This is a genomic window from Pseudomonas sp. 21LCFQ02 (assembly GCF_024129895.2).
Taxonomy (GTDB): domain Bacteria; phylum Pseudomonadota; class Gammaproteobacteria; order Pseudomonadales; family Pseudomonadaceae; genus Aquipseudomonas.
The window spans coordinates 4932166-4954820 of the sequence record NZ_CM178749.1; the positions used below are offsets into that span (position 1 = coordinate 4932166).

25 protein-coding genes are annotated in these 22655 nt (G+C 61.3%); 14 read left to right on the plus strand and 11 right to left on the minus strand.

Annotated features, from left to right (window positions below):
• Nucleotides 1-2: 2 nt before the first annotated feature.
• On the minus strand, nt 3-983 hold the full coding sequence (locus NJC40_RS22270; protein ID WP_253142310.1) for a helix-turn-helix domain-containing protein: 981 nt from the start codon (nt 981-983) through the stop codon (nt 3-5).
• 224 nt (nt 984-1207) lie between these two features.
• Between NJC40_RS22270 and NJC40_RS22275 the strand changes: the two genes are divergently transcribed.
• The 7 genes from NJC40_RS22275 to NJC40_RS22305 all read left to right on the plus strand — a co-directional run bounded on the left by NJC40_RS22275 (nt 1208) and on the right by NJC40_RS22305 (nt 6660).
• Entirely contained in the window at nt 1208-1801 is a 594-nt protein-coding gene (locus NJC40_RS22275) for an amino acid synthesis family protein (RefSeq protein ID WP_045492034.1), read from the plus strand.
• 102 nt (nt 1802-1903) lie between these two features.
• Nucleotides 1904-2737, plus strand: coding sequence for an alpha/beta fold hydrolase (locus tag NJC40_RS22280; protein WP_045492036.1), 834 nt, complete (start codon nt 1904-1906; stop codon nt 2735-2737).
• Nucleotides 2734-4215 carry an aldehyde dehydrogenase gene (locus tag NJC40_RS22285; protein WP_045492038.1) on the plus strand — a complete coding sequence of 494 codons (1482 nt, stop codon included), beginning with the start codon at nt 2734-2736 and terminating at the stop codon, nt 4213-4215. Before NJC40_RS22280 ends, NJC40_RS22285 begins: the two co-directional genes overlap by 4 nt.
• Before the next feature lie 15 nt (nt 4216-4230).
• Nucleotides 4231-4716 (plus strand): flavin reductase family protein, encoded by a 486-nt coding sequence (locus tag NJC40_RS22290; protein WP_253142309.1) that lies wholly within the window; start codon nt 4231-4233, stop codon nt 4714-4716.
• A gap of 330 nt (nt 4717-5046) precedes the next feature.
• Entirely contained in the window at nt 5047-5799 is a 753-nt protein-coding gene (locus tag NJC40_RS22295; protein ID WP_253142308.1) for a GntR family transcriptional regulator, read from the plus strand.
• A 2-nt stretch (nt 5800-5801) separates the two neighbouring features.
• Entirely contained in the window at nt 5802-6365 is a 564-nt protein-coding gene (locus tag NJC40_RS22300) for an NUDIX hydrolase (RefSeq protein ID WP_253142307.1), read from the plus strand.
• A 40-nt stretch (nt 6366-6405) separates the two neighbouring features.
• Complete coding sequence (locus NJC40_RS22305) at nt 6406-6660, plus strand: hypothetical protein (RefSeq protein ID WP_253142306.1); 255 nt, start codon at nt 6406-6408, stop codon at nt 6658-6660.
• An 18-nt stretch (nt 6661-6678) separates the two neighbouring features.
• Here the strand turns inward: NJC40_RS22305 and NJC40_RS22310 are convergent, their stop codons facing one another.
• Nucleotides 6679-7314 (minus strand): LysE family translocator, encoded by a 636-nt coding sequence (locus tag NJC40_RS22310; protein WP_253142305.1) that lies wholly within the window; start codon nt 7312-7314, stop codon nt 6679-6681.
• Between the two features lie 251 nt (nt 7315-7565).
• On the opposite strand from NJC40_RS22310, the gene NJC40_RS22315 reads away from it, so the two are divergent.
• A complete protein-coding gene (locus NJC40_RS22315; protein ID WP_253142304.1) occupies nt 7566-8285 on the plus strand; it encodes a hypothetical protein in 720 nt (239 codons plus the stop codon).
• A 152-nt stretch (nt 8286-8437) separates the two neighbouring features.
• Here the strand turns inward: NJC40_RS22315 and NJC40_RS22320 are convergent, their stop codons facing one another.
• Nucleotides 8438-8725, minus strand: coding sequence for a DUF1330 domain-containing protein (locus NJC40_RS22320; protein ID WP_253142303.1), 288 nt, complete (start codon nt 8723-8725; stop codon nt 8438-8440).
• A 113-nt stretch (nt 8726-8838) separates the two neighbouring features.
• On the opposite strand from NJC40_RS22320, the gene ribBA reads away from it, so the two are divergent.
• The 5 genes from ribBA to NJC40_RS22345 all read left to right on the plus strand — a co-directional run bounded on the left by ribBA (nt 8839) and on the right by NJC40_RS22345 (nt 14169).
• Nucleotides 8839-9957: a bifunctional 3,4-dihydroxy-2-butanone-4-phosphate synthase/GTP cyclohydrolase II gene (gene ribBA, locus NJC40_RS22325; RefSeq protein ID WP_253116710.1), complete on the plus strand. Its 1119-nt coding sequence runs from the start codon at nt 8839-8841 to the stop codon at nt 9955-9957.
• 263 nt (nt 9958-10220) lie between these two features.
• Nucleotides 10221-11246: an ABC transporter substrate-binding protein gene (locus tag NJC40_RS22330; RefSeq protein WP_045492054.1), complete on the plus strand. Its 1026-nt coding sequence runs from the start codon at nt 10221-10223 to the stop codon at nt 11244-11246.
• A complete protein-coding gene (locus NJC40_RS22335) occupies nt 11231-12199 on the plus strand; it encodes an ABC transporter permease (protein ID WP_084710113.1) in 969 nt (322 codons plus the stop codon). The genes NJC40_RS22330 and NJC40_RS22335 overlap by 16 nt, the downstream gene beginning before the upstream one ends.
• 6 nt (nt 12200-12205) lie before the next feature.
• On the plus strand, nt 12206-13021 hold the full coding sequence (locus tag NJC40_RS22340) for an ABC transporter permease (protein WP_045492058.1): 816 nt from the start codon (nt 12206-12208) through the stop codon (nt 13019-13021).
• A complete protein-coding gene (locus NJC40_RS22345) occupies nt 13018-14169 on the plus strand; it encodes an ABC transporter ATP-binding protein (protein WP_045492060.1) in 1152 nt (383 codons plus the stop codon). Before NJC40_RS22340 ends, NJC40_RS22345 begins: the two co-directional genes overlap by 4 nt.
• A 76-nt stretch (nt 14170-14245) precedes the next feature.
• On the opposite strand, the gene NJC40_RS22350 is transcribed toward NJC40_RS22345, so the two are convergent.
• The 8 genes from NJC40_RS22350 to NJC40_RS22385 all read right to left on the minus strand — a co-directional run bounded on the left by NJC40_RS22350 (nt 14246) and on the right by NJC40_RS22385 (nt 20446).
• The gene (locus NJC40_RS22350; protein ID WP_253116580.1) at nt 14246-15295 is read right to left on the minus strand and encodes an AI-2E family transporter; all 1050 of its coding nucleotides are present in this window, start codon (nt 15293-15295) and stop codon (nt 14246-14248) included.
• Nucleotides 15296-15382: 87 nt separating this feature from the next.
• On the minus strand, nt 15383-16141 hold the full coding sequence (locus NJC40_RS22355; protein ID WP_253142336.1) for a DUF4892 domain-containing protein: 759 nt from the start codon (nt 16139-16141) through the stop codon (nt 15383-15385).
• A gap of 181 nt (nt 16142-16322) precedes the next feature.
• Nucleotides 16323-17177 carry an alpha/beta hydrolase gene (locus NJC40_RS22360; protein ID WP_253116582.1) on the minus strand — a complete coding sequence of 285 codons (855 nt, stop codon included), beginning with the start codon at nt 17175-17177 and terminating at the stop codon, nt 16323-16325.
• Nucleotides 17174-17977, minus strand: a complete 804-nt coding sequence (locus NJC40_RS22365; protein ID WP_253142302.1) for an alpha/beta fold hydrolase — start codon at nt 17975-17977, stop codon at nt 17174-17176. Before NJC40_RS22365 ends, NJC40_RS22360 begins: the two co-directional genes overlap by 4 nt.
• A gap of 145 nt (nt 17978-18122) precedes the next feature.
• Nucleotides 18123-18566 (minus strand): hotdog fold thioesterase, encoded by a 444-nt coding sequence (locus tag NJC40_RS22370; protein ID WP_253142301.1) that lies wholly within the window; start codon nt 18564-18566, stop codon nt 18123-18125.
• A 34-nt stretch (nt 18567-18600) separates the two neighbouring features.
• Nucleotides 18601-19056, minus strand: a complete 456-nt coding sequence (gene sixA, locus NJC40_RS22375) for a phosphohistidine phosphatase SixA (protein WP_045492071.1) — start codon at nt 19054-19056, stop codon at nt 18601-18603.
• Nucleotides 19053-19343 carry a DUF4389 domain-containing protein gene (locus tag NJC40_RS22380; RefSeq protein WP_231906624.1) on the minus strand — a complete coding sequence of 97 codons (291 nt, stop codon included), beginning with the start codon at nt 19341-19343 and terminating at the stop codon, nt 19053-19055. The genes sixA and NJC40_RS22380 overlap by 4 nt, the downstream gene beginning before the upstream one ends.
• A gap of 77 nt (nt 19344-19420) precedes the next feature.
• Nucleotides 19421-20446 (minus strand): NAD(P)H-dependent glycerol-3-phosphate dehydrogenase, encoded by a 1026-nt coding sequence (locus NJC40_RS22385; protein WP_045492075.1) that lies wholly within the window; start codon nt 20444-20446, stop codon nt 19421-19423.
• Nucleotides 20447-20713: 267 nt separating this feature from the next.
• Between NJC40_RS22385 and NJC40_RS22390 the strand changes: the two genes are divergently transcribed.
• Nucleotides 20714-22627 (plus strand): response regulator, encoded by a 1914-nt coding sequence (locus tag NJC40_RS22390; protein WP_045492077.1) that lies wholly within the window; start codon nt 20714-20716, stop codon nt 22625-22627.
• Nucleotides 22628-22655 lie beyond the last annotated feature (28 nt).

Here is a 22655-nt window from a genome sequence, read left to right on the forward strand (position 1 = left end):
CGTTATCCGTTTTCAGCACAACCGCTGCGGCGCAGGGTTTGTGACGGCAACTCGCCGAACATCTGCCGGTATTCACCCGAAAAACGGCTCAGATGCCAGAAGCCCCAGCGCGCCGCCACGTCCTGCACCGAGGTCGCGGCACTGCCACGCAACAGCTCACGACGCACCGCATTGAGGCGCACCGCACGCAAGTAAGCCAGCGGGTTGAGGCCCAGAGCCTCCTGGAAGCAGTACTGCAATTTGCGCCGGCTGGCACCGATGTTGTTGCACAGGTCCAGCAGGGTGAAGGGTTGGTCGAGGTGGGTCAGTGCGTACTCCCTGGCCCGGTCGACCATGCGCTTGCGGGCCGTGGCATTCAGGTGCTCGCCATCCGGGGCCACCTGATCGAGCAATTGCAGCATGATCGCGTCGCGCAGCGCATGGCGAATCGACTCATAGTTGAGGGTCTGCGCGTCAGTGCTGAACAAGTCATCGAGCACCCCGCGCAGTTCAAGGTGTAACCCGGTCTCCTCCAGCCGGTAACAGGTGGGAAAAGAGGTAATCTGCAATTCACGGTTCTGGCGCTGCAGTATGTCTTGCAATGCGTCGCGCTCCACGGCGATGCACAGCAGGTCCAGCGGGCCTGGGGTGCGCACTTGCGGCAGGTCATCGGCTTGCGCCACCAACAGGCTGGGGCGACTGATGGTGTGCCCGGCGCAATACACATCGTCATGTTCGGCCAGCGGCAGGCTGAACGTCAGCGCCCCCTGCCAGGCCTGGCCGCTCTTGATCATGGCCTGATTAGAGCGGTCGCGCACCAACTGCATCCAGCCGCAGCGCAGCTCGGTGAGCTCGCCCGCGAAGCGTCCCGGGGTCAATTGGTCGTAGCTGAGCTGCCAACTGGACAGGTTATGCGCATGCTCGTCGATATCGGTGGCCTGGCAACGGCGCAGGCCGGAAAAATCCAGTGCGGGCGTATCGCCCGCTACAGTGAAATGGTTCATCGCCTGTCACTCCCGACGCAGTCGTCGGCACTGAGGCAAGTTCCGTTCCGGGCGCCTGGGTGCGGGCAATATTGTGCCGAAACTGGATAGTGCTGACGTCGCCGGTCACGGTCCGGGCAGGCCCGAGCGGCTTTTTTTCACCGGCTTTATAGAAAGGACTTGCGCGGACAATCTTATGGTATACCATCATACCAAATACAACGACCCACCTATGGGAGTCCTCCATGAGCTTCGAAATTCGCAAGATCGTCACCTACACCGAAGAAACCCTGATTGAAGGTGGCAAAGCCACTGACAAGCCGGTGACCATGGTCGGCCTGGCCGCCGTGATCAAGAACCCGTGGGCGGGTCGTGGTTTCGTGGAAGACCTCAAGCCTGAAATCCGTGCCTGGTGTTCCGACCTGGGTGCGCTGATGGTTGAGCGCCTGACCGCCGCCATCGGTGGTGCCGACAAGATCGAAGCTTACGGCAAGGCCGCTGTGGTCGGCGCTGATGGCGAAATCGAGCACGCTTCTGCGGTAATCCACACCCTGCGCTTTGGCAACCACTACCGCGAAGCGGTCAAGGCCAAGAGCTACCTGAGCTTCACCAACAAGCGTGGCGGCCCGGGCACTTCGATCCAGGTGCCAATGATGCACAAGGATGACGAAGGTCTGCGTTCGCACTACATCACTCTGGAATTCCAGATCGAAGATGCGCCACGTGCCGACGAAATCGTCGTGGTACTGGGCGCAGCCAACGGCGGCCGCCTGCACCCGCGCATCGGCAACCGCTACATCGACCTGGAAGAACTGGCTGCCGAGAAAGCGGCTCAGTAATTTCATTCCGGATCTGTGCGAAAGGATGGCGCGTGCAGGCCAGGATGGCCGCGCAGTGCCCCTTTCGCTACAGAGTCTGATACGCCTGTGTAGGAGCAATCCATGATTCGGCTCACCGCTGAACGCACCCCGGCCGGCACCAGTTATCTGGCGACCGGCCAAGGCCACCCCGTGGTGTTGATTCACGGGGTGGGACTCAACAAAGAAATGTGGGGCGGGCAGATCGTCGGTCTGTCGACCGGCTACCAGGTCATTGCCTATGACATGCTCGGCCATGGTGCCAGCCCGCGTCCGGACCCGGACACCGGCCTGCCAGGCTATGCCGAACAACTGCTGGAACTGCTCGACCACCTGGGCCTGGAACACGCCACGGTGATCGGATTCTCAATGGGCGGTCTGGTGGCACGTGCCTTCGCACTGCATCATCCGCAGCGTCTGGCCGGCCTGGTGGTGCTCAACAGCGTGTTCAACCGCTCTCCCGAACAGAGTGCCAGCGTTATTGCCCGTACCACTCAGGTCGCCGAACACGGCCCGGATGCCAATGCCAGCGAAGCGCTGGCGCGCTGGTTCAGCCGTGAATACCAGGCGGCCAACCCGGCGCAGATCGCCGCGATTCGCCAAGACCTGGCCAATAACGACCTGCAGGGTTACCTGACCACTTATAAACTGTTCGCCACCCAGGACATGTACCGCGCCGAAGACCTGGGCAGCATCAATGTGCCGACCCTGATCGCCACCGGCGAGCTGGACCCAGGCTCGACCCCGGACATGGCTCGCCAACTGGCGATGCGCATCAAGGGCGCCGAAGTGGCCATCCTGCCTGAACAGCGCCACATGATGCCGGTCGAGTCGCCACGCCTGGTCAACCAGGTGCTGCTCGACTTCCTCGACAAATCCGCGGCCTTACACAACCCGATCAAAGGGGATGTTGCATGACCCTCACTCGTTTTCAGATGTGCATCGACGGCCAATGGGTCGATGCCCTCTCCGGCAAGACTTTCGACAGCCTCAACCCGGCGCTGGCCGAGCCTTGGGCGCAGTTGCCCGATGCCGATGAAGCCGACGTCGAACGTGCCGTACAGTCGGCGCAGACCGCCTTCGAAAGCCCGGCCTGGCGCGGTTTGACTGCCACCGCACGGGGCAAGCTGCTGCGTCGGCTGGGCGATCTGATTGCCGAGAACAAAGAACACCTGGCCCAGCTGGAAAGCCGTGACAACGGCAAGCTGATCCGCGAAACCCGCGGCCAGGTCGGCTACCTGCCCGAGTTTTTTCACTACACCGCAGGGCTTGCCGACAAGCTCGAAGGCGGCACCCTGCCGCTGGACAAGCCTGACCTGTTTGCCTACACCGTGCACGAGCCGATGGGCGTGGTCGCCGGGATCATCCCGTGGAACAGCCCGCTGTACCTGACCGCGATCAAACTGGCCCCTGCCCTGGCGGCCGGCAACACCATCGTGCTCAAGCCTTCCGAGCACGCCTCGGCGACCATTCTGGAGCTGGCGCGCCTGGCGCTGGAAGCGGGCTTCCCGCCGGGTGTGGTCAACGTGGTCACCGGCTACGGCCCAAGCACCGGCGCCGCGCTGACCCGCCACCCGCTGATTCGCAAGATCGCCTTCACCGGCGGCGCCGCCACCGCGCGCCATGTGGTGCGTAGCAGCGCCGAGAACTTCGCCAAGCTGTCGCTGGAACTGGGCGGCAAGTCGCCGAACATCATCTTCGCCGACGCCGATCTGGACAGCGCCATCAATGGCGTGGTCGCCGGCATCTACGCCGCCTCGGGGCAAAGCTGTGTGGCCGGCTCGCGGCTGCTGGTGCAGGACGAGATCTTCGATGAATTCGTCGAGCGTCTGGTCGAACGCGCCAAGCGCATCCGGATCGGCAACCCGCAAGACGAAACCACCGAGATGGGCCCGATGGCCACCGCCCAGCAACTGGCAGTCGTCGAAGGCCTGGTGGCCGACGCCGTCGCTGAAGGCGCACGCCTGCGCCTGGGTGGCAAACGCCCGGCAAACGCCGAGGCCGGCTGGTTCTATGAGCCGACCCTGTTCGAGTGCGACAGCAACTCGATGAAGATCATGCAGGAAGAAGTGTTTGGCCCGGTGGCCTCGGTGATTCGCTTCAAGGACGAGGCCGAGGCGCTGGCGATCGCCAACGACTCGCAGTTCGGCCTGGCGGCCGGCATCTGGACCCGTGATCTTGGCCGCGCACACCGGCTGGCTCGCGACGTGCGTTCCGGTATCATCTGGGTCAATACCTACCGCGCGGTATCGGCCATGGCGCCGATCGGCGGTTTCAAGAACAGCGGCTACGGTCGCGAGAGCGGCATCGACTCGGTGCTGGCCTATACCGAACTGAAAACGGTATGGATCAATCTCTCGCAAGCACCGATGCCCGATCCTTTCGTGATGCGTTAACCGAGGCTGCAACAAATGATCGAACCCGGTATCTACAAAGAAGTCATGGGCTCCTTTCCGTCAGGGGTGACCATCGTCACCACCCTGGACGCCGAAGGCAACCTGGTAGGCATCACGGCCAGTGCGTTCAGCGCGCTGTCCATCGATCCGGCGCTGGTGCTGTTCTGCCCCAACTACGCCTCGGACACCTACCCGGTGCTGCGTGACAGCAAGCGCTTCGCCATTCACCTGCTCGGTGCCGACCAGCAAGCCGAAGCCTACGCCTTTGCCGGCAAAGGCAAAGACAAGGCCAAAGGCATCGAGTTCACCCTGAGCGAACTGGGCAACCCGTTGCTGGCCAAGGCTACAGCGATCATCGAGTGTGAACTGTGGCGCGAGTACGACGGCGGCGACCACGCCATCATCGTCGGCGCGGTGAAGAACCTGATCCTGCCGCCAGAGCCGGTCACCCCGATGATCTATCATCGCGGCAAGCTCGGCGCCCTGCCCGCGTTCGGCTAAGACTGATCGTCATGGGTGGCCTTGTTGGTTCGGGGCAACTGCGTGATAAACTCGGTAAAAGTCCGGGCACCCTTGGGGTGCGCGGGCTTTTGCGTTAGTCCAGTCATTTACTGGCTTCGGCAGGCTATCAGCGTTCGTGTAAGAGGGTGTTTACAAAATCGACGAGCGAAGGCAAGACAAGGCGAATTGGCCGAACAAGCGCAATGTACATTGAGTACATGAGCATTTTGAGGTCGATTTCAACGCCGTATTGCCGAGCGCAGCCATTTTGGAGCTACCCTCTGATGAACCGATCCTTGCCAGCAGCCAGCCATACTCCGAGCCGAACCGATGAAACGCCTGCCACTCGATGACACCTTCAAGGTCAACCGCAATCCCGTCACCCTGCGGGAAATCGTGTTGGACAAACTGCGCAGCGCGATCATGAATTTCCAGCTGTTGCCGGGCGACCGCCTGGTCGAGCGCGACCTGTGCGACCGCCTCGGGGTCAGCCGTACCTCGGTGCGCGAAGCCCTGCGTCACCTGGAGTCCGAAGGCCTGGTGGAATTCGCCGACGCCAAAGGCCCACGGGTGGCGATCATCACCCTCGAAGACGCCTGCGACATCTACGAGCTGCGCTGCGTACTCGAAGGCCTGATCGTGCAGCTGTTCACCCTGCGCGCCAAACCCCGCGACATCCGCGCCCTGGAGGCGGCCCTGGAAGAAAACCGCCAGGCCCTCAAGGACGGCGAGCTGCAACAGGTGATCGATTCGGTACAAGGCTTCTACGACGTGCTGCTCGAAGGCTCGGGCAACCACGTGGCCGCCACCCAGTTGCGCCAGTTGCAGGCCCGTATCAGCTACCTGCGCGCCACCTCCGTGTCGCAAGAAAACCGCCGCGGCGCCAGCAACCAGGAAATGGAACGGATGGTCGAGGCGATCAAGAGCGGCGACCCGCTGACCGCCCACCAGGCCTCGGTCGACCACGTGCGCAACGCCGCCCGCGTGGCCCTGGAGTACCTGCAATCGAAACAGGACGACGGCACCGAAGCACGCGACATCGTGCAGCCCGTTGCACTCAAAGACCCTCGCATAGGCCGCTGATCATGCCGCTGCCGCGTTACTGCCCGCAATGCGGCAGCACAGACCTCACCCACCGCTCGCCAGCCGGCGACACCCACCAACGGCTGATGTGCGGGGCCTGCCAGTACATCCACTACATCAACCCGAAGATCATTGCCGGCTGCATCATCGAGCAAGACGGCAAATACCTGCTGTGCCAACGCGCCATCCCCCCGCGCCCCGGCACCTGGACCCTGCCGGCCGGCTTCATGGAAGGCGGCGAAACCACCGAACAGGCCGCCCTGCGTGAAGTCTGGGAAGAATCAGGCGTACGCGCCGAAATCATCTCGCCCTACTCGATCTTCAGCGTGCCGAAGATCAGCGAGGTGTACATCATCTTCCGCGCCATCGCCCTGGAAGTGACCGACCAATATGGGCCGGAGACCATGGACTACCGGTTTTTTGCCCCCGAAGAGATTCCTTGGGAGAGTATTTACTACCCGGCGATACGGCAGATTCTGGAGCGGTATATCGAGGAGCGGCAGGCGGGGGTGTATGGGATTTATATTGGCAATGATGACAGTGGGAAGGTGCATTTTATTCGGTGAGTTGGGCCGGCGTGGTGGTGGCGAGTAAAGACGGGTGGGGATGGGCTTGCCAGACCACAACGAAGGCGGCGACATATTCGCAGCAGATGCTGAGACTTTACTCTTCCTTGTAGACACAAGCTCTGCTGGCGAATGCAGCGCATCCATAAAAAATGTACCGCAGCAGTCGCCAGCAAAGCTGAACTGGCGCCGGGACCCGTTGCCAATCGCCCCGAGCTTCGCCGCGTTCGGCAAGCTGCTGGCAGCATTGGCACAGGCAAATCACGACAACGTGCACTCTCAGCAACAGCAATAAAGGCCAAGAGGTCACGACTTAGCGCCTCTGCTCCACTGCCATACGTACGGCCAAGCCCATCAGTACCGTGCCCATTATCCAGCGCTGCGCGGTTTGCCAGACGGGCCTGTTCACGAAGAAGTGCGCGATGGAGCCGGCCGTGATAGCAATCAGCGCATTGACGCTGACGCTGATTACGATCTGGGTAAAGCCAAGCACCAATGATTGCGTCAGCACGCTGCCATGGTCTGCAGGGCTAATAAACTGGGGCAGCAATGATAAATACATCACTGCAATTTTCGGGTTCAGGAGGTTGGTGACAAAGCCCATCATGAACAGTCTGCGAGGGCTGTCTTTGGGCAGATCCTGCACCTGGAACGCAGAGCGACCGCCAGGTTTGATGGCCTGCCAGGCAAGATAAAGCAGATACAGCGCGCCGCCGATTATCAGGGCGTCATAGGCATAGGGAACCGCCATTAACAAGGCGGTGATACCCAGTGCGGCGCAGAGCATATAGAAGACGAAACCCAACGCCACGCCGCCCAGCGAGATTAACCCGGCCTTGCGCCCTTGGCAAATCGACCGCGAGATGAGGTAGATCATGTTTGGTCCGGGCGTCAAAACCATGCCCAGCGAGATCAAGCCATAGGCCAATAAATTGGATAACTCGGGCATGGTATTACTCCTGAAAACTCGACTCGATTGACTTAGCAGACATGCCACAAGAGTTTGAGATGTGCATGGCTGGCGGCACGATAATAGGGCGCTGGATCTGAGGCCGTTAGATACAGATCGACCGAAAAAACGTCATACACAAAAAACCTGCTGGGGAATGTCTGAGTGGGTCTCCAGCAGAGCTTGCCTCCCACAAGAATTGTGCTGATTCTTGATTAATCGGCATTACTGTTTAAGGACGCCATTGATCCATGCTTTCGCTTCCCGAAACCCTCCAGGCGTTCCTGACCGACCCCGTCATCGTCGGTGACGCATACTTACCCACGCACTACCCTGCCCCAGATCGCCTCGATGATTTCCAGATAGGCTTTCGCACCCACGGCCTTACCGGCGAAAGCCTGGCCAGCGAAGCCAACGGCGCCTGGCATCCCGCCTGGTATGTCATCGCTTTGACCGGGCTGGACGACCCCATTTTCATCTCCACAGCCGAGGCGCAAAGCGGTTATCCGGTGTATTACGCACCTCACGGTGCCGGGCGCTGGGACGCGACGCAGATTGCCCCGAGCCTCGCCGCTTTCGCTCGGCTGCTGGCCGCATTGGCGCAGGTGAATGAAGACAACGCTGAGTTTGAGCGTTTGATCGTCGAGGCGACGGGCTCGTCGAATAGATTCTGGCGGGAGATTCTCGATGCGCGCCGGGATGGTGGGGATCTGGAAGAGTCATCGCTTGATGGCGCTGACTTCGATCCGGCTGACTATCAAAGCGGCGAGTTGATCGTGAGTGATCTGGGTCCGCACAAGCTCAAGGTTGTTCAGGTGATCAGCAAGAGCCGAAAAATGTCGTTGAAAGAAACATTAGCATTGGCTGAGGCGCCGCCATTTACAGCGGCAAGCGGTGTAAAGCTGCAACTTCGCCGCTTGAGTGAGCAGCTTGAAGTGCTGGGGGCGACGGTCAAATTCCGATCTGAGTGAACGGGACAGGCTGACCGGGAAAAGCGTGAAGGGCCGGTACATTCGCAGCATCTGCCGCGAATGCACTGACCTCTTCGCGACCAAGGTCGCTCCTACAATGATGTGAGGCGTCTGGCCGAGCAGTGTTTCAGCAAGACACAACGCCTCGCCTTTCAAATCCCCTCAACAATCACAATCTCAGCCTTCGCCACACCCTCACGATGCCCCGCCGCTTCCTGATACTCGGGCGAGTTGTAGCAGGCAATGGCCTGTTCGTAAGAATCGAATTCGATTACTACACTGCGTTGCGGGGTGTCACGGCCTTCGATGGCTTCAGAGCGGCCGCCGCGTGCCAGGAATTTGCCACCAAATAATTTGAACGCAGCAGGCGCGCGCTGGGTATATTCGGTGTACTGCTGTGGGTCGGTCACATCGACGTGGGCAATCCAGTAGGCTTTCATCTTGATCTCGCTGTTTTCAATGGATGGTTTGCAATGGAAAGCAATCTGCGAAACTCTTCGTATTATGGTATACCAGCATGGAGCACCGTAACCATAACACCGAGATCCTGATAATGCCGTTCGATCGTATAGAAGACATCATTGACGACTACCGCCAGGGCAAGATGGTCTTGCTGGTCGATGACGAAGACCGGGAAAACGAAGGCGATCTGCTGCTCGCCGCCGACCGTTGCACGCCGCAGGCCATCAGCTTCATGGCTTGCGAAGCACGCGGCCTGATCTGTCTGACCCTGACCGATGAACACTGCGAACGCCTGGGCCTGGAACAAATGGTGCCCAGCAATGGCAGCGTGTTCGCCACCGCCTTTACCGTATCGATTGAAGCCGCGACCGGAGTCACTACCGGCATCAGCGCCGCCGACCGCGCACGCACGGTGCAGGCCGCGGTGGCCGCCGACGCCAAGGCCGAAGACCTGGTGCAACCGGGCCATATTTTCCCGTTGCGCGCCCGTGAAGGCGGCGTACTGACCCGCGCCGGGCACACTGAAGCCGGTTGCGACCTGGCGCGCCTGGCCGGTTTCAGCCCGGCCTCGGTGATTGTTGAAGTCATGAACGACGACGGCACCATGGCCCGCCGCCCGGACCTGGAAAAATTTGCCGCCAAACACGGTATCCGCATCGGCACCATCGCTGATCTGATCCACTACCGGCTGAGCAACGAGCACACGGTCGAGCGCATCGGTGAACGCGAGCTGCCCACTGTGCATGGCACCTTTCGCCTGTTTACCTATGAAGACCGCATCGAAGGTGGGGTGCACATGGCCATGGTCATGGGCGATATCAAACGTGAGCAGCCGACTCTGGTACGGGTGCATGTCGTCGACCCGCTGCGCGACCTGGTCGGCGCCGAGTACACCGGCCCGGCCAACTGGACGCTGTGGGCCGCGCTGCAACGGGTTGCGCAAGAAGGCCATGGCGTGGTGGTGGTGCTGGCCAACCACGAGTCCTCGCAAGCGCTGCTCGAACGCGTACCGCAGCTGACCAAACCGCCCCGCCAGTACACCCGCTCACAATCGCGCATCTATTCCGAAGTCGGCACCGGGGCCCAGATCCTGCAGGACCTGGGTGTCGGCAAGCTGCGTCACCTCGGCCCGCCGCTCAAATATGCAGGTCTGACCGGTTACGACCTCGAGGTGGTCGAAAGCATCCCGTTCACTGGACCCATCGAGTGAAACACTCGGCCACTACCCTTACAGAATAAAAGCGACGAGGAGGTGAATCAGGGCAGGCAAAACGCTTGCAGAAAGTTTGGAATACCATAATATGATATCCCGTAGACCGAAGATTTTCGTCAGGTGCGCCCGCAAGGGATAGCCAAAAAAACAGCCTCCTGGCCCGGTCGCCAGTTTCAAAGGGTCCGCTTGGATCCACTGCTCCGATATAAGCGGGCACAAAACACAGGCCCGCTCAAAACACAACAAATGAGGGCGTGAAAATGGTGTTGAACAAACGTGCAACTGCAGTCCTGGCTGCTGGCGTGTTGGCATTCTCGAGTGCTGCAGCCATGGCCGCTGAAAGCGTGAACTTTGTCAGTTGGGGGGGCTCGACTCAGGATGCGCAGAAGCAGTCCTGGGCCGTACCTTTCACCAAGTCGAGCGGGATCACCGTCGTGCAGGACGGCCCCACCGACTACGGCAAGCTCAAGGCCATGGTGGAAAGCGGCAACGTCCAGTGGGACGTGGTCGACGTAGAGGCTGACTTTGCCCTGCGTGCCGCCAGTGAAGGCCTGCTGGAGCCGCTGGATTTCAACACGATCAAGCGCGACCGGATTGATCCGCGATTCGTTTCCGACCATGGTGCTGGCTCATTCTTCTTCTCCTTCGTGCTGGGTTACAACGAAGGCAAGGTCGGCGGCAAGAATCCGGAAAACTGGTCGGCGATGTTCGACACCAAAACCTACCCTGGCAAACGCGCCCTGTACAAATGGCCGAGCCCCGGCGTGCTGGAACTGGCCTTGCTCGCCGATGGCGTAGAAAAGGACAAGCTCTATCCGCTGGACCTGGACCGCGCCTTCAAAAAACTCGACACCATCAAGAAAGACATCGTCTGGTGGGGCGGCGGTGCCCAGTCCCAGCAACTGCTGGCCTCGGGTGAAGCGTCCATGGGCCAGATGTGGAACGGCCGGGTTTATGCGCTGCAGCAAGACGGCGCACCGGTGGGCGTGAGCTGGAAACAGAACCTGGTCATGGCTGACTTCCTGGTTGTGCCAAAAGGCGCGAAAAACAAGGAAGCTGCGATGAAGTTCATTGCCGAAGCCACCAGCGCCAAAGGCCAGGCCGACTTCTCCAACCTCAGCGCCTACGCGCCGGTCAACCTCGACAGCCAGGCCCGCCTGGACTCGACCCTGGCCAAGAACCTGCCGACTGCCTACCCGGATGAGCAGATCACCCTGGACTTCGCCTACTGGGCCAAGAACGGTGGTGATATCGCCAAGCGGTGGAACGAATGGCTGGTCAAGTAAAGATGCCGGCCGGGACTCTCGGCCAACCCTCTGTGTCCGGTGGTGCGTCCAGCACCGCCGGCGCGGTTCACGCCCCGCTAGCGAACACGAGAGCGAGCATGACAATCAAGCCTTCACTGTCACAACGCTGGCGTGGCAGCCGCAACCTGCTGCCCGCCCTGCTCTTTCTGGGGCTGTTCTTCTTCGCACCGCTGATCGGCCTGTTGCTGCGCGGTGTCCTGGAACCCACCCCGGGGCTGGGCAATTATCAGGAACTGTTTGCCAACTCGGCCTATGCCAGGGTGTTGTTCAACACCTTCTCGGTCGCCGGGCTGGTCACCCTGTTCAGCCTGCTGCTGGGCTTCCCGCTGGCCTGGGCGATTACCCTGGTGCCACGCGGCTGGGGCCGCTGGATGCTGAACATCGTGCTGCTGTCGATGTGGACCAGCCTGCTGGCCCGCACCTACTCCTGGCTGGTGCTGCTGCAAGCCTCCGGGGTGGTCAACAAATTCCTGATGGCCATGGGCATCATCGATCAGCCGCTGGAAATGGTGCATAACCTGACCGGCGTGGTGATCGGCATGACCTACATCATGATCCCGTTCATCGTCCTGCCCTTGCAGGCGACCATGCAGGCGATCGACCCGATGGTGTTGCAGGCCGGCTCCATCTGCGGTGCCAGCCCGTGGACCAACTTCTTCCGGGTGTTCCTGCCGCTGTGCCGTCCGGGGCTGTTCTCCGGTGGCCTGATGGTGTTCGTGATGTCTTTGGGGTACTACGTCACCCCGGCGCTGCTCGGCGGTGCCCAGAACATGATGCTGCCCGAATTCATCGTTCAGCAGGTGCAATCGTTCCTCAACTGGGGCCTGGCCAGTGCGGCCGCCGCATTGCTGATCGTGATCACCCTGACGCTGTTCTACTTCTACCTGAAGCTCCAGCCGGAATCCCCGGTCGGCGCCAGTAACGCGAGGTAAGCGACCATGCTTCTGTCACCCAATGCCATGGGCCCGCGGCTGAAGACCGGTCTGTACACCGTCACTGCACTGATCGCCCTGTTCCTGCTGCTGCCGATCCTGTTCATCGTGCTGCTGTCGTTCGGTTCCTCGCAGTGGCTGGTGTTCCCGCCACCGGGCTGGACGCTGAAGTGGTATCAGCAGTTTTTCTCTAACCCTGACTGGATGGACGCGGCCCTGGCCAGTTTCAAGGTCGCCATCCTGACCACCATCTGCGCGGTCGCGCTGGGCTTGCCAACAGCCTTCGCGCTGGTCCGCGGGCGGTTTCCGGGCCGCGACTTTCTGTATGGGCTGTTCACCCTGCCGATGATCGTGCCGCTGGTGATCATCGCCGTGGCGGTCTATGCGCTGTTTCTGAAACTGGGCTACACCGGCACGCTGTTCGCCTTCGTGGTCAGCCACGTGATCGTCGCCCTGCCGTTCACCATCATCTCGATCATCAACTCGTTGAAGCTGTTCGACCAGTCGATTGAAGATGCGGCGGTGATCTGTGGCGCCTCGCGCCTGCAGGCGATCTACAAGGTGACCTTTCCCGGCATTCGCCCCGGGATGATTGCCGGTGCACTGTTTGCCTTCCTGGTCTCGTGGGACGAGGTGGTGCTCAGTGTGATGATGGCCAGCCCCACCCTGCAAACCTTGCCCGTGAAAATGTGGACCACCCTGCGTCAGGACCTGACCCCCGTGATCGCCGTCGCCTCGACGCTGCTGATCGGTCTGTCGGTGCTGGTCATGTTCATCGCCGCGACCCTGCGTCGCCGTAACGAAGCCCGGAGTACCTCATGAGCGCTGTGATCAAAGATTCCGCCCACAGCGGCCAGCCACTGGTCCGCCTGAGCAACCTGAACAAGCACTACGGCGACTTCGCTGCGGTGGACAACATCAATCTGGACATCCAGGACGGCGAGTTCTTGACCTTCCTGGGTTCCAGCGGCTCGGGCAAGAGCACCACCCTGTCGATGCTGGCCGGTTTCGAGACCGTCAGCAGCGGCGAGATCCTGGTCAATGGCAAATCGCTGGTCAACGTACCGCCGCATAAACGCGGGATCGGCATGGTGTTCCAGCGCTACTCACTGTTCCCGCACCTGAACGTGCGCGACAACATCGCCTTCCCGCTCAACATCCGCAAGATGGATGCCGCCGAGCGTGACAAGAAAGTCGATGCCATGCTCAAACTGGTGCAGCTGGAAAAGTTCGCCCACCGCCGCCCCGCGCAACTCTCTGGCGGCCAGCAACAACGGGTAGCGATTGCCAGGGCACTGGTGTACGAGCCACGCATCCTGCTGATGGACGAACCGCTTGGGGCACTGGACAAAAAACTGCGTGAGGACTTGCAGGACGAGCTGCGTCAGCTGCATCGCCGGCTGGGCATCACCATCGTCTACGTGACCCACGACCAGGAAGAGGCCATGCGCCTGAGCCAGCGCATTGCAATCTTCAGCCACGGCAAGATCGTCGGTCTGGGCAGCGGTTACGACCTGTACCAGAACCCGCCCAATGCCTTTGTCGCCTCGTTCCTGGGCAACTCCAACTTCCTGCGCGCCAAGGCACAAGGCAACGCGGTGGCAACCTTCGAAGGCCAGCCACTGTCGATCCGCCTGACCGCGGGCCTGAAGACCGATCAGGACATCCTGCTGATGGTCCGCCCGGAAAAAGCCCAGGCACTGAGCGTCGACCAGGCCCAGACCCAGCCGCTGGCCGAAGGCTGGAACGAAGTCACTGCCAAGGTGACCGAAGTGCTGTTTCTGGGCGAGAGCCAGACCTGCGCAGTCGTCACCCAAGGCGGCACAGCGATGACCGTCAAAGCGCTCTCGGCCACCGGCATGCCGCTCAAAGCCGGTGACCCGGTAAAAGTCCGCTGGGCCACTGCCGATGCCTGCATCTACACCGAATGGGCCGAAGAGGACCTGAACAAGGCCGCTGGCGCGCATTGACTCAACGCTCAACGCAAGACCGACAATGCCCTCGCAAGAGGGCATTGTCGTTTGTGCTGCGCCGCTCAGGCGTGAATCAGCGCTGCGGTTGTTGACGCCCTTCGGCGACCCAAGTGTTGAGCAGGCTGTAGGCCACCGCCAGCAGGGTCGGGCCGATGAACAGGCCGATAAAGCCGAATGCCAGCAGGCCGCCGAACACACCCAGTAGCACGATCACCAGCGGCAGGTTGCCGCCGCGGCTGATCAGGTACGGCTTGAGCACGTTATCCACCCCGCTGATGACGAAGGTGCCCCACAGGCCAAGAAACACCGCCATGCCATAGCTCTCTTGAAAAATCAGCCAGGCGGTGGCCGGGATCCATACCAGTGGCGGCCCCATGGGAATCAGACTGAACACGAAGGTCAGAATGCCCAACACCAGCGCCCCCGGAATACCGGCGATCAGAAATCCGATCAGGGCCAGAATGCCCTGCGCAGCGGCCGTACCGATCACCCCGTTGACCACTCGTTGCACCGTACCGGCAACCAGATCCAGGTAAAACTGCGCACGCTCGCCGATCAAGCGTTCCAGCAAGCGCAGCACAAAGGCGGCCAGCCGCGGGCCATCGCGATAGAAAAACCAGGCAAAGACAATGCTCAGGGTCAGTTCCAGAATGCCGCCGCCGATTTGCGCGCTGCGGGCCAGCAGCCAGTTACCGACCTGACCGAAATAAGGCTTGATGTTGGCCAGCAACGCCGCGCCCTGTTCATCGATGGTGTTCCAGAAGCCCACCAGCCGCTCGCCCACCAGCGGAATGCCGGCCAGCCACTCGGGCGGGTCTGGCAAGCCATCAACCTGCACGTCACGGATGAAGTTGGTGGCATCGCGCACATGATCGGCCAGGTTGAAGCCAAGCCACACCAGCGGCGCGGCGACCAGTACCAGCCAGCACAGACACATCAGGCTCGCCGCCAGGGTTTCATTGCCGCGACAGGCCCGGGTCAACAGGCGCATCAACGGCCAGCTGGCGAACGCCAGCACCGCGCCCCAGACCAGCGCCGACCAGAACGGCGCCATCACCCAGAAACAGGCACCCAACAGTGCCAGGAGCAGAATCTGCACCAGCAGACGATCGTTATTGAGCATGACGTTGTCCAGCAGAGAGAAGAATTAGCGGTCGAGCATAGTGGCCGGGCATGACAATCGGCAGCCAATCATCACGCCCGCTACACCTTAACGAATCACGTTGACCAGCAGGCCGGGCTGCTCGGCAGCGCTGATTTCCAGACGCGCAGCACGCACGCCCTTGGCAATCAACGCATCACGCCAGGCCTGGGCCTGACTGCCTGCAACTGTGACACGCAAGCTGCTGTCGAGGTTCAGGCCACGGGCCAGAACCGTGACCCAGTTGTCTTGCGGCTCGCCCTTGAGCCGCGCCAGCTCCAGGCTGCCGCTGGTCTTGAGTTGGCGCAATAACGTGGAAGGACTCGGCAGCAGGTCGCCCAGCGGCGCCTGGGCAGCCAGTTGCTCGACATGCAGGTAGGCGCGGCGGTTGCCACGGGTAATGGCGTACAACGCCACCAGAGTGTCTTGCTCAGGTTCGACCAGGCGCAACAGCAGATAGGCCTGACGGTCGTCGGCCCCGTACAGCCGGGCGTTGCCGAACACCTGATTGGCCCACAGGCTGCTCTCGCCGCAATCACGGGCCTGACACCAGAACAGCAATTCGGCGTGGCGCGCCTGCAACGCTTCGCGGGCAGCGGTAAAGGCGGCATCGGAGCTATGGCCTGCGGGCAGCTCATAAGTGACCGCCTGCAACGGGCCACGGGCCGTGACCGGATTATCGTAGCGCAACTGGCCGCTGATCTTGCGAACGGCGCCGAGCGGATAAGTACGCTCCTGTTCGGCAGGCGCCCGATAATCGACAATTTCGGTGTCGACCGGACGCGGCACGATATCCAGATCGCGGCTGCCGGCGATGTCTGCGGCCATTGCCGTCGCCGGCAAGGCCAGCCACAGGCACAGCCAAGGCGCGCCGAATGAACGTAAGCGGCGGTTCATAGGCACAGCGCCGGACGGGAAAGACAAAGACTGGAATTAAAGACTGCGGGGTGATCCATCATGATTGACTCCTGTTTCAACCTGCCCAGCCTCGGTAGTTGACCGGCGCAAGTCAAGAAATGGAGAACAGCCGATTGAAACAGTCTGCGACAGCATGTGTCCCGGTGACATCATCAAGGTGCAGATGATGACCGCCTGGCAGGCTGTGAATGCTAATCGGCAAGTCCTCCAGCAAGGCCCGATGAGCACTGAGCAAGCCGTCCTCAGCCAGCACCAGCAGGCTCGGACAACGGATGCGCCGGGCAAAAGCCAGCGCCTGTTCAGGTGTGAAACGCACTGCGGTGGGCAGCGTCAGACGGCTGTCACTGCGCCAGGTGTAACCGCCCGGTACCGCCATCAAGCCACGTTGGGCGAGCAATTGGGCCGCTTCGCGGCTGACCGGCAAGCGGCCACTCATGCGTGCCTGAATGGCCCGCTCCGGATCGCTGTACACCGGTTTTTTCTTGTCGCCCAGAGCCAGTCGCGCAAGCAGCGCTTCGCCCAGCCGCTCAGGGGCCTGCCCGGCTTCGTCGGTCAGTGGCAACAGGCCGTCGATCAACGCCAGGCGCTCGACACGCTCGGGCAAGGCGCCGGCCAGCAATACCGAAATGATCGCCCCCAACGAATGCCCCAACAGCGAGAAGCGCTGCCAGCCCAGTTGCCCGGCGACCAGCAAGACGTCTTGCACGTAGTCTGCCAGGTGATACCCGACCCCGGCCGGCCGGTGATCAGAGTGGCCATGCCCGGCCAGGTCTAGGGCGACGATGCGCAGCCCCGGCAAGGCCGGCGCCAGCCGCGCAAAGCTGTTGGCGTTGTCCAGCCAGCCATGCACGGCAATCACCGGCTGGCCATCTTCGGGACCGAACAGGTGCGCGGCCAGCTCGATATGGCCGAGGTTGATGCGTATTTCTTCGACGAGCGGGTTCATGGCTGGCCTGCGTCGTGGTTATTCCAGCGGGTAAACAGGGTTTTTAGCATGTGCGCCGTCTGATCAGGGTGTTCAAGGGGAAACATGTGCCCACCGGGCATCGACAGGTATTCACCGTGGCGCAGCCGGCGGACCTGCAGGCCATGGCGCGGCATGACCACCCTGCTCTGTTGGCCGCGGACCATCGCCAGCGGCACTTCAAGCTGGCGCGTAGGCCGCGGGCTGGTGTGCGGGATGCTGCGGTAGATACTGATCTCGGTGGCCGGATCGAAACGCAGGGTCAACTTTTCGCCGTCAGCGCGCAAACCATGGCGCAGGTAAGCTTCGAAACACTCGGGGTCGAAACGGCGGAACAGACTTTTGCTAGCGAAGTAGGCACGTGCGGCCTCCAGACTGTCAAAGTCCTCGCGTCGCCCCAGGGTGCGACCAGCGGGCGTGATCCGGTCGATGAACCCCAGCCGCTTGGCGGCGCGGATCATCCATTGATCGGCCAGGCCCAGCACTGGCGAATCGAGCATCACCACGCCACGGTACAGCTCGGGGCTGCGTAACGCGGCATGAAAGTGCAACAGGCCGCCCAGTGAATGGCCAACACCCCAGACCGGTCCCGGCTGCTCGCGCAGATGATGCAGCAGCTCATCAACCAGGTTCAGCCAGTTTTCATTGACCGGAAAACGCGGATCATGGGCATGCTGTTCAAGATGGGCTACGGCGAACTCTGGCGCCAGGGCGGCGAACAGCTTGCCATAGGTGGCCGAGGGAAAGCCGTTGGCGTGGGCGAAGAACACCTGTTGCGACATGTCAGCACACTCGTGGCCGGGTCAATGGCGATGATTTTGCGCAGCGCTGCAGTGGCCGGGCAATGATCGTAAGTGACATCACCAAGGGTACTTTGGCCACTGTTCAAACAAGCTGAATCATTGCCCTGTACGGCAGACACACATTTCAGCGTGCCGGCGGCTCCTGACCATGAGGCACCACGGCAACGGTCAGACGCGAAATGCAGCACAGCTTGCCTTCATCGTTACTCAGACGAATGTCCCAGACGTGAGTGGTGCGACCAATGTGTACCGGACGCACCACGCCGGTCACCCGGCCGCTGCGCACACCCCGCACGTGGTTGGCATTGACCTCAAGGCCGACGCAGAAGAACTTCGCCGTGTCGATCACCAGATAACTGGCCATCGACCCCAGGGTTTCTGCCAGCACCACTGAAGCACCGCCGTGCAACAGGCCGAACGGCTGATGAGTGCGATGATCCACCACCATGCTGGCGGTCAGCGTGTCATCAGTGAAGGCTTCAAAGCGGATATCCAGCGACGTGGCGATGGTGTTGGCACCGGCGGCATTGATCCGGTCGATCTGGGGCGTTTCACGCCATAGGCTCATGGTTGCTCCTTGCTTGGTAAGGGATCTGACGCACTCAGACGTGGTGGACGTTGCGCAACTGCAGAGCACCGGCCAGGACGAACTCACCATCCAGTTGCGCCAGGCTGGCCGTGTTCATCGGCTCGGCGTCCTGCACGCTGCCGTGCACCAGCAAACCGATCAGGCTACCCACCAGCGGCTGATGACTAACCAGCAGCACCTCGTCCAGCTCCAGCGCGGCGATCTGACGCAAGGCTTCATCAGGACGAACATCGGGGGTCAGCCAATCGACGGTAACACGCGGGATGTCCGCCGTGAGGACACCTTGCAGCACATCGGCGGTCTGTTGGGCACGCACATACGGGCTGACCAGAATACGCTGCAGCCCCCGCCCCTCAAGATGGCGGGCACTGCTGCGCACCTGCTGGCGGCCTTCGGCAGTCAGCTCGCGCTCGGCATCGCTACGGGCCTGATGCTGAGCCTGGCCGTGGCGCAAGACCCACAGCTTCATAGTTTCGGTTCCTCATCGCGAACCGGATGAGCAGCGGCCGGAACCTTGTGCGGGGCCTCGCCTTCAGGCGCACGCGGGGTTGGCCAGTCAGCGAACGGCCAGGGCTTCTGGTCGCTGTGGAAGGTGCCAAACCGGCCGATCTGGGCAAGGAACTGACTCAGGCTGTCGCCGAAATCCATCAGGCTGGCGCTCGGTGCACCGTAGAATAGCCGGTAGCCCAATTGCAGCAACACCACCCCGGCCAGCACGATCTCGGCCAGTTGCCAGACCACCAGATACACCAGCATCCACAGCACACGCAGTGCGATGGATTCACGTTTGAAATTGGATTCGCTCAAGACCTTCTCCCTGATCAGTATGGATTTCAATTGAAACCGGTTGTGGAAATGAAGTCGACATCGGTCTTTGGCTCGCCGCGCATCAACACTTCGATCACCTGCGCCAGGGTCCGCCCCTCGAACAGGATGGCATGCAGGCCGGCCACCAGCGGCATGTAGACCTTTACTTCCTGAGACTTGGCCTTGAGCACCTTGAGGGTATTGACCCCTTCGGCCACTTCGCCCAGGCGGCTGACCGCCTCGTCAAGGCTCAGGCCTTGACCCAGGGCAAAACCGACCTGGTAGTTACGGCTCTTGGGCGAGGAACAGGTGACGATCAGGTCGCCCACCCCGGCCAGGCCCAGAAAGGTCATCGGGTTGGCACCCTGGCTGACCGCAAAGCGGGTCATCTCGGCCAGCGCGCGGGTGATCAGCATACTCTTGGTGTTTTCACCCATGCCCAGCGCCACGGCCATGCCGGAAACAATGGCATAAACGTTTTTCAGCGCCCCGCCCAACTCTACGCCAAACCGGTCGTTGCTGGCATAGACGCGGAACGTCGGCCCGTGCAGGGCAGCCTGGACCTCCTGACACAAGGCTTCGTCTTCGCTGGCCACCACCGTGGCGGTCAGCGCGTGCTCAGCGATTTCCCGGGCCAGGTTAGGGCCAGACAACACGCCAATGCGGGCTTTGGGCACGATTTCTTCGAGAATCTGGCTCATCAGCTTGAATGTCTGAGCTTCGATGCCCTTGGTCAGGCTGACCAGCATCTTGCCAGTCAGGCGCTCGACATGTTCGGCCAGTACCGAACGCAGGGCGCTGGAAGGCAAAGCGACAAAGATCAGCTCGCTGCCTTCCAGGGTTGCGGTCAGGTCGGTGACCGGCTCGACACCCGGCAACACCTTGATGCCTTTGAGGTAGCGCGGGTTCTCACGGTGCAGGCGGATCGCCTCGGCCTGCTCGGGATCACGCATCCACTGACGGACCTGATGACCGTTCTGCGCCAACAGATTTGCGATGGCGGTGCCGAAGCTGCCGCCACCAAGAACCGCTACAGGTTGCAGTGTGCTCATAAACCAATCCATCCAGGGCCATTGATCTGGCGATGGGGCATTATACGGAGCGTTACCGTGGCGGCCAGCGCCAAACAAGGCAAAGCATCGGCCGCTACTGCCCCGGTTGAGACATCAGCACAGCACAAGTTCCATGAAAAGCCTGTGAATCTTGGTTACCATGCGCGCAACGCACGGAGATCGCGGCAACAGGCCAGTATGTTGTCGGCAAGGCATGGGGTAAATGGACGCGTCACAAGAGTTTGCAACGCCTCAAGGGCGTCGGTCATGAAATTGCATCAGTGGGATATCAACACCCGTACCCAGGTCATCAGCCTGGGGCCGGCCCTGTTGTTGACGGTGCTGCTGACTGCGTTCTTCACCTTCGTGCGCTTGCAGGACTTGCGCGAAGAGCTCAATCACACCGGCCAGTTGATCGCCAATCAGCTGGCGCCCGCCGCCGAACGTGGCGTATTGAATGACGACGAAGAATCGCTCAAGGCACTGACCCGTGCCACTTTGTCGATGCCCAGCGTGCAGTACGTCGAGATTCAGGACAGCAGCAACAATCCGCTGACCCACGTCCAGCAAGCCGAAGACCCGACGGGCAACAAGCGTCAGCTGGAGATTTTTCAGGCCCCGATTCATTTCACCGCGCCCAGTGCCGCCATTGACGCCAAGCCGGTGTTTACCGCTGGCAACGAGGGGTATCTGGGCCGGGTGCTGGTAGGGATGTCCCGCGACACCTTCAACCAACGCCAGCAGGAGATTTTGTTCAAGGCCGGTTTGCTGGCGTTCGCCGCGCTGCTGTTCACGTTCTTGCTGGCCCGCGGCCTGGCGCTGAGCCTGTCGCGCCCGATCAGCGAAATGGGCGAAGTCGTCAAGGCCATCCAGAAGGGCGACTATCACACGCCACTGCCGGTCACCGACGACGCTGAACTCGGGGCCCTGGCCCGGCACATCAACAACCTGGCCGCCAACCTGGAACAAGCCAGCCTGGAGCAACAACACTCCATGGCGCAGCTGATTCATACTCGCGAGCAGGCCGAGCAAGCCAACAAGGCCAAGTCGGACTTCCTGGCGATGATGAGCCACGAGTTGCGCACCCCCATGAACGGTGTCCTGGGCATGCTGCAATTGATGGAGACCACGACGATGACCGCCGAGCAGGCCGAATATACGACACTGGCCGCCGAGTCCACCGAGCACCTGCTCAAGGTCATCAACGACATTCTCGACTTCTCGCGTATCGAGCGCGACGCCCTGCAAATCGAAGGTATCGCCTTCAACATCGCCGAGCTGATCCAATCCTCGACCCAAGCCTTCAACCCCACCGCCCAGCAACAGGGGCTGGTCCTTGATCTGCAACTGCAAGCGGGCATCGAACAGCTGGAGGTGCTCGGTGATCCGACCCGCATCCGCCAGATTCTGGTCAACCTGATTGGCAATGCGCTGAAATTCACCGAGATCGGCGGGGTGCGCGTAGAAGCTGGCTGGCGGGCTCTGGACGGTGACCAAGTGCGGATAATCTGTACGGTGCACGACAGCGGTATAGGTATTCGCGCCGACCGGCTTGAGTCGATGTTCAATGCCTTTCAGCAGGCCGACAGTTCCATCTCCCGTCGTTATGGCGGTACCGGCCTGGGGTTGTCGATCGCCCGGACCCTGGCCGAGCGCATGGGTGGCAGCCTGCATGCCCATAGCGAAGAAGGCGCAGGTTCCGTGTTTACCCTGGAATTGAACCTGCCGCGCACCACCGGCAGTCAGGCGCAGCACTCCCCCACCGTGGTCAACACCGCAGAACTGAACGGCGAACGCTGCGTATTGCTGGTTGAAGACAACCCGGTCAATCGCACGGTAGTCGAGGCGATGCTGCACAGCCTGGGCTTCAGTGTCGACGTCGCGGTGGATGGCGCCGAGGCGGTGTACAAAGCCCAGGCCGCTCATCACGCCGTGATTCTCATGGACTGCCGGCTGCCGATCATGGACGGTTACGAAGCCACCCGTCGGATTCGTCAGATCGAGGGTCTTGAACAGGTGCCAATCATCGCCCTGACCGCTAACGCATTGCACGGTGATCGCGATGCGTGCCTGCAGGCCGGGATGAATGACTACTTGTCGAAACCGTTCAAACAGGCTGATTTGCACCAGGTTTTACTGCGTTGGCAAGCCTTTCAACCACTTGCGACTGGCGATAAATGATAAATTGCGGCAGTCTTGGCAGCTTGTT

Bases quoted from the DNA above. Each gene is read 5' to 3' on its own strand.
- NJC40_RS22270 (WP_253142310.1), bottom strand. From the start codon at position 983: ATGAACCATTTCACTGTAGCGGGCGATACGCCCGCACTGGATTTTTCC.
- NJC40_RS22390 (WP_045492077.1), top strand. From the start codon at position 20,714: ATGAAATTGCATCAGTGGGATATCAACACCCGTACCCAGGTCATCAGC.
- NJC40_RS22290 (WP_253142309.1), top strand. From the start codon at position 4,231: ATGATCGAACCCGGTATCTACAAAGAAGTCATGGGCTCCTTTCCGTCA.
- NJC40_RS22340 (WP_045492058.1), top strand. From the start codon at position 12,206: ATGCTTCTGTCACCCAATGCCATGGGCCCGCGGCTGAAGACCGGTCTG.
- NJC40_RS22380 (WP_231906624.1), bottom strand. From the start codon at position 19,343: ATGCTGGTGTATCTGGTGGTCTGGCAACTGGCCGAGATCGTGCTGGCC.
- NJC40_RS22350 (WP_253116580.1), bottom strand. From the start codon at position 15,295: ATGCTCAATAACGATCGTCTGCTGGTGCAGATTCTGCTCCTGGCACTG.
- NJC40_RS22280 (WP_045492036.1), top strand. From the start codon at position 1,904: ATGATTCGGCTCACCGCTGAACGCACCCCGGCCGGCACCAGTTATCTG.
- NJC40_RS22275 (WP_045492034.1), top strand. From the start codon at position 1,208: ATGAGCTTCGAAATTCGCAAGATCGTCACCTACACCGAAGAAACCCTG.
- NJC40_RS22330 (WP_045492054.1), top strand. From the start codon at position 10,221: ATGGTGTTGAACAAACGTGCAACTGCAGTCCTGGCTGCTGGCGTGTTG.
- NJC40_RS22360 (WP_253116582.1), bottom strand. From the start codon at position 17,177: ATGAACCCGCTCGTCGAAGAAATACGCATCAACCTCGGCCATATCGAG.
- ribBA (WP_253116710.1), top strand. From the start codon at position 8,839: ATGCCGTTCGATCGTATAGAAGACATCATTGACGACTACCGCCAGGGC.
- NJC40_RS22370 (WP_253142301.1), bottom strand. From the start codon at position 18,566: ATGAGCCTATGGCGTGAAACGCCCCAGATCGACCGGATCAATGCCGCC.
- NJC40_RS22295 (WP_253142308.1), top strand. From the start codon at position 5,047: ATGAAACGCCTGCCACTCGATGACACCTTCAAGGTCAACCGCAATCCC.
- NJC40_RS22345 (WP_045492060.1), top strand. From the start codon at position 13,018: ATGAGCGCTGTGATCAAAGATTCCGCCCACAGCGGCCAGCCACTGGTC.
- sixA (WP_045492071.1), bottom strand. From the start codon at position 19,056: ATGAAGCTGTGGGTCTTGCGCCACGGCCAGGCTCAGCATCAGGCCCGT.
- NJC40_RS22300 (WP_253142307.1), top strand. From the start codon at position 5,802: ATGCCGCTGCCGCGTTACTGCCCGCAATGCGGCAGCACAGACCTCACC.
- NJC40_RS22335 (WP_084710113.1), top strand. From the start codon at position 11,231: ATGGCTGGTCAAGTAAAGATGCCGGCCGGGACTCTCGGCCAACCCTCT.
- NJC40_RS22385 (WP_045492075.1), bottom strand. From the start codon at position 20,446: ATGAGCACACTGCAACCTGTAGCGGTTCTTGGTGGCGGCAGCTTCGGC.
- NJC40_RS22310 (WP_253142305.1), bottom strand. From the start codon at position 7,314: ATGCCCGAGTTATCCAATTTATTGGCCTATGGCTTGATCTCGCTGGGC.
- NJC40_RS22285 (WP_045492038.1), top strand. From the start codon at position 2,734: ATGACCCTCACTCGTTTTCAGATGTGCATCGACGGCCAATGGGTCGAT.
- NJC40_RS22305 (WP_253142306.1), top strand. From the start codon at position 6,406: ATGGGCTTGCCAGACCACAACGAAGGCGGCGACATATTCGCAGCAGAT.
- NJC40_RS22320 (WP_253142303.1), bottom strand. From the start codon at position 8,725: ATGAAAGCCTACTGGATTGCCCACGTCGATGTGACCGACCCACAGCAG.
- NJC40_RS22355 (WP_253142336.1), bottom strand. From the start codon at position 16,141: ATGGCCGCAGACATCGCCGGCAGCCGCGATCTGGATATCGTGCCGCGT.
- NJC40_RS22365 (WP_253142302.1), bottom strand. From the start codon at position 17,977: ATGTCGCAACAGGTGTTCTTCGCCCACGCCAACGGCTTTCCCTCGGCC.
- NJC40_RS22315 (WP_253142304.1), top strand. From the start codon at position 7,566: ATGCTTTCGCTTCCCGAAACCCTCCAGGCGTTCCTGACCGACCCCGTC.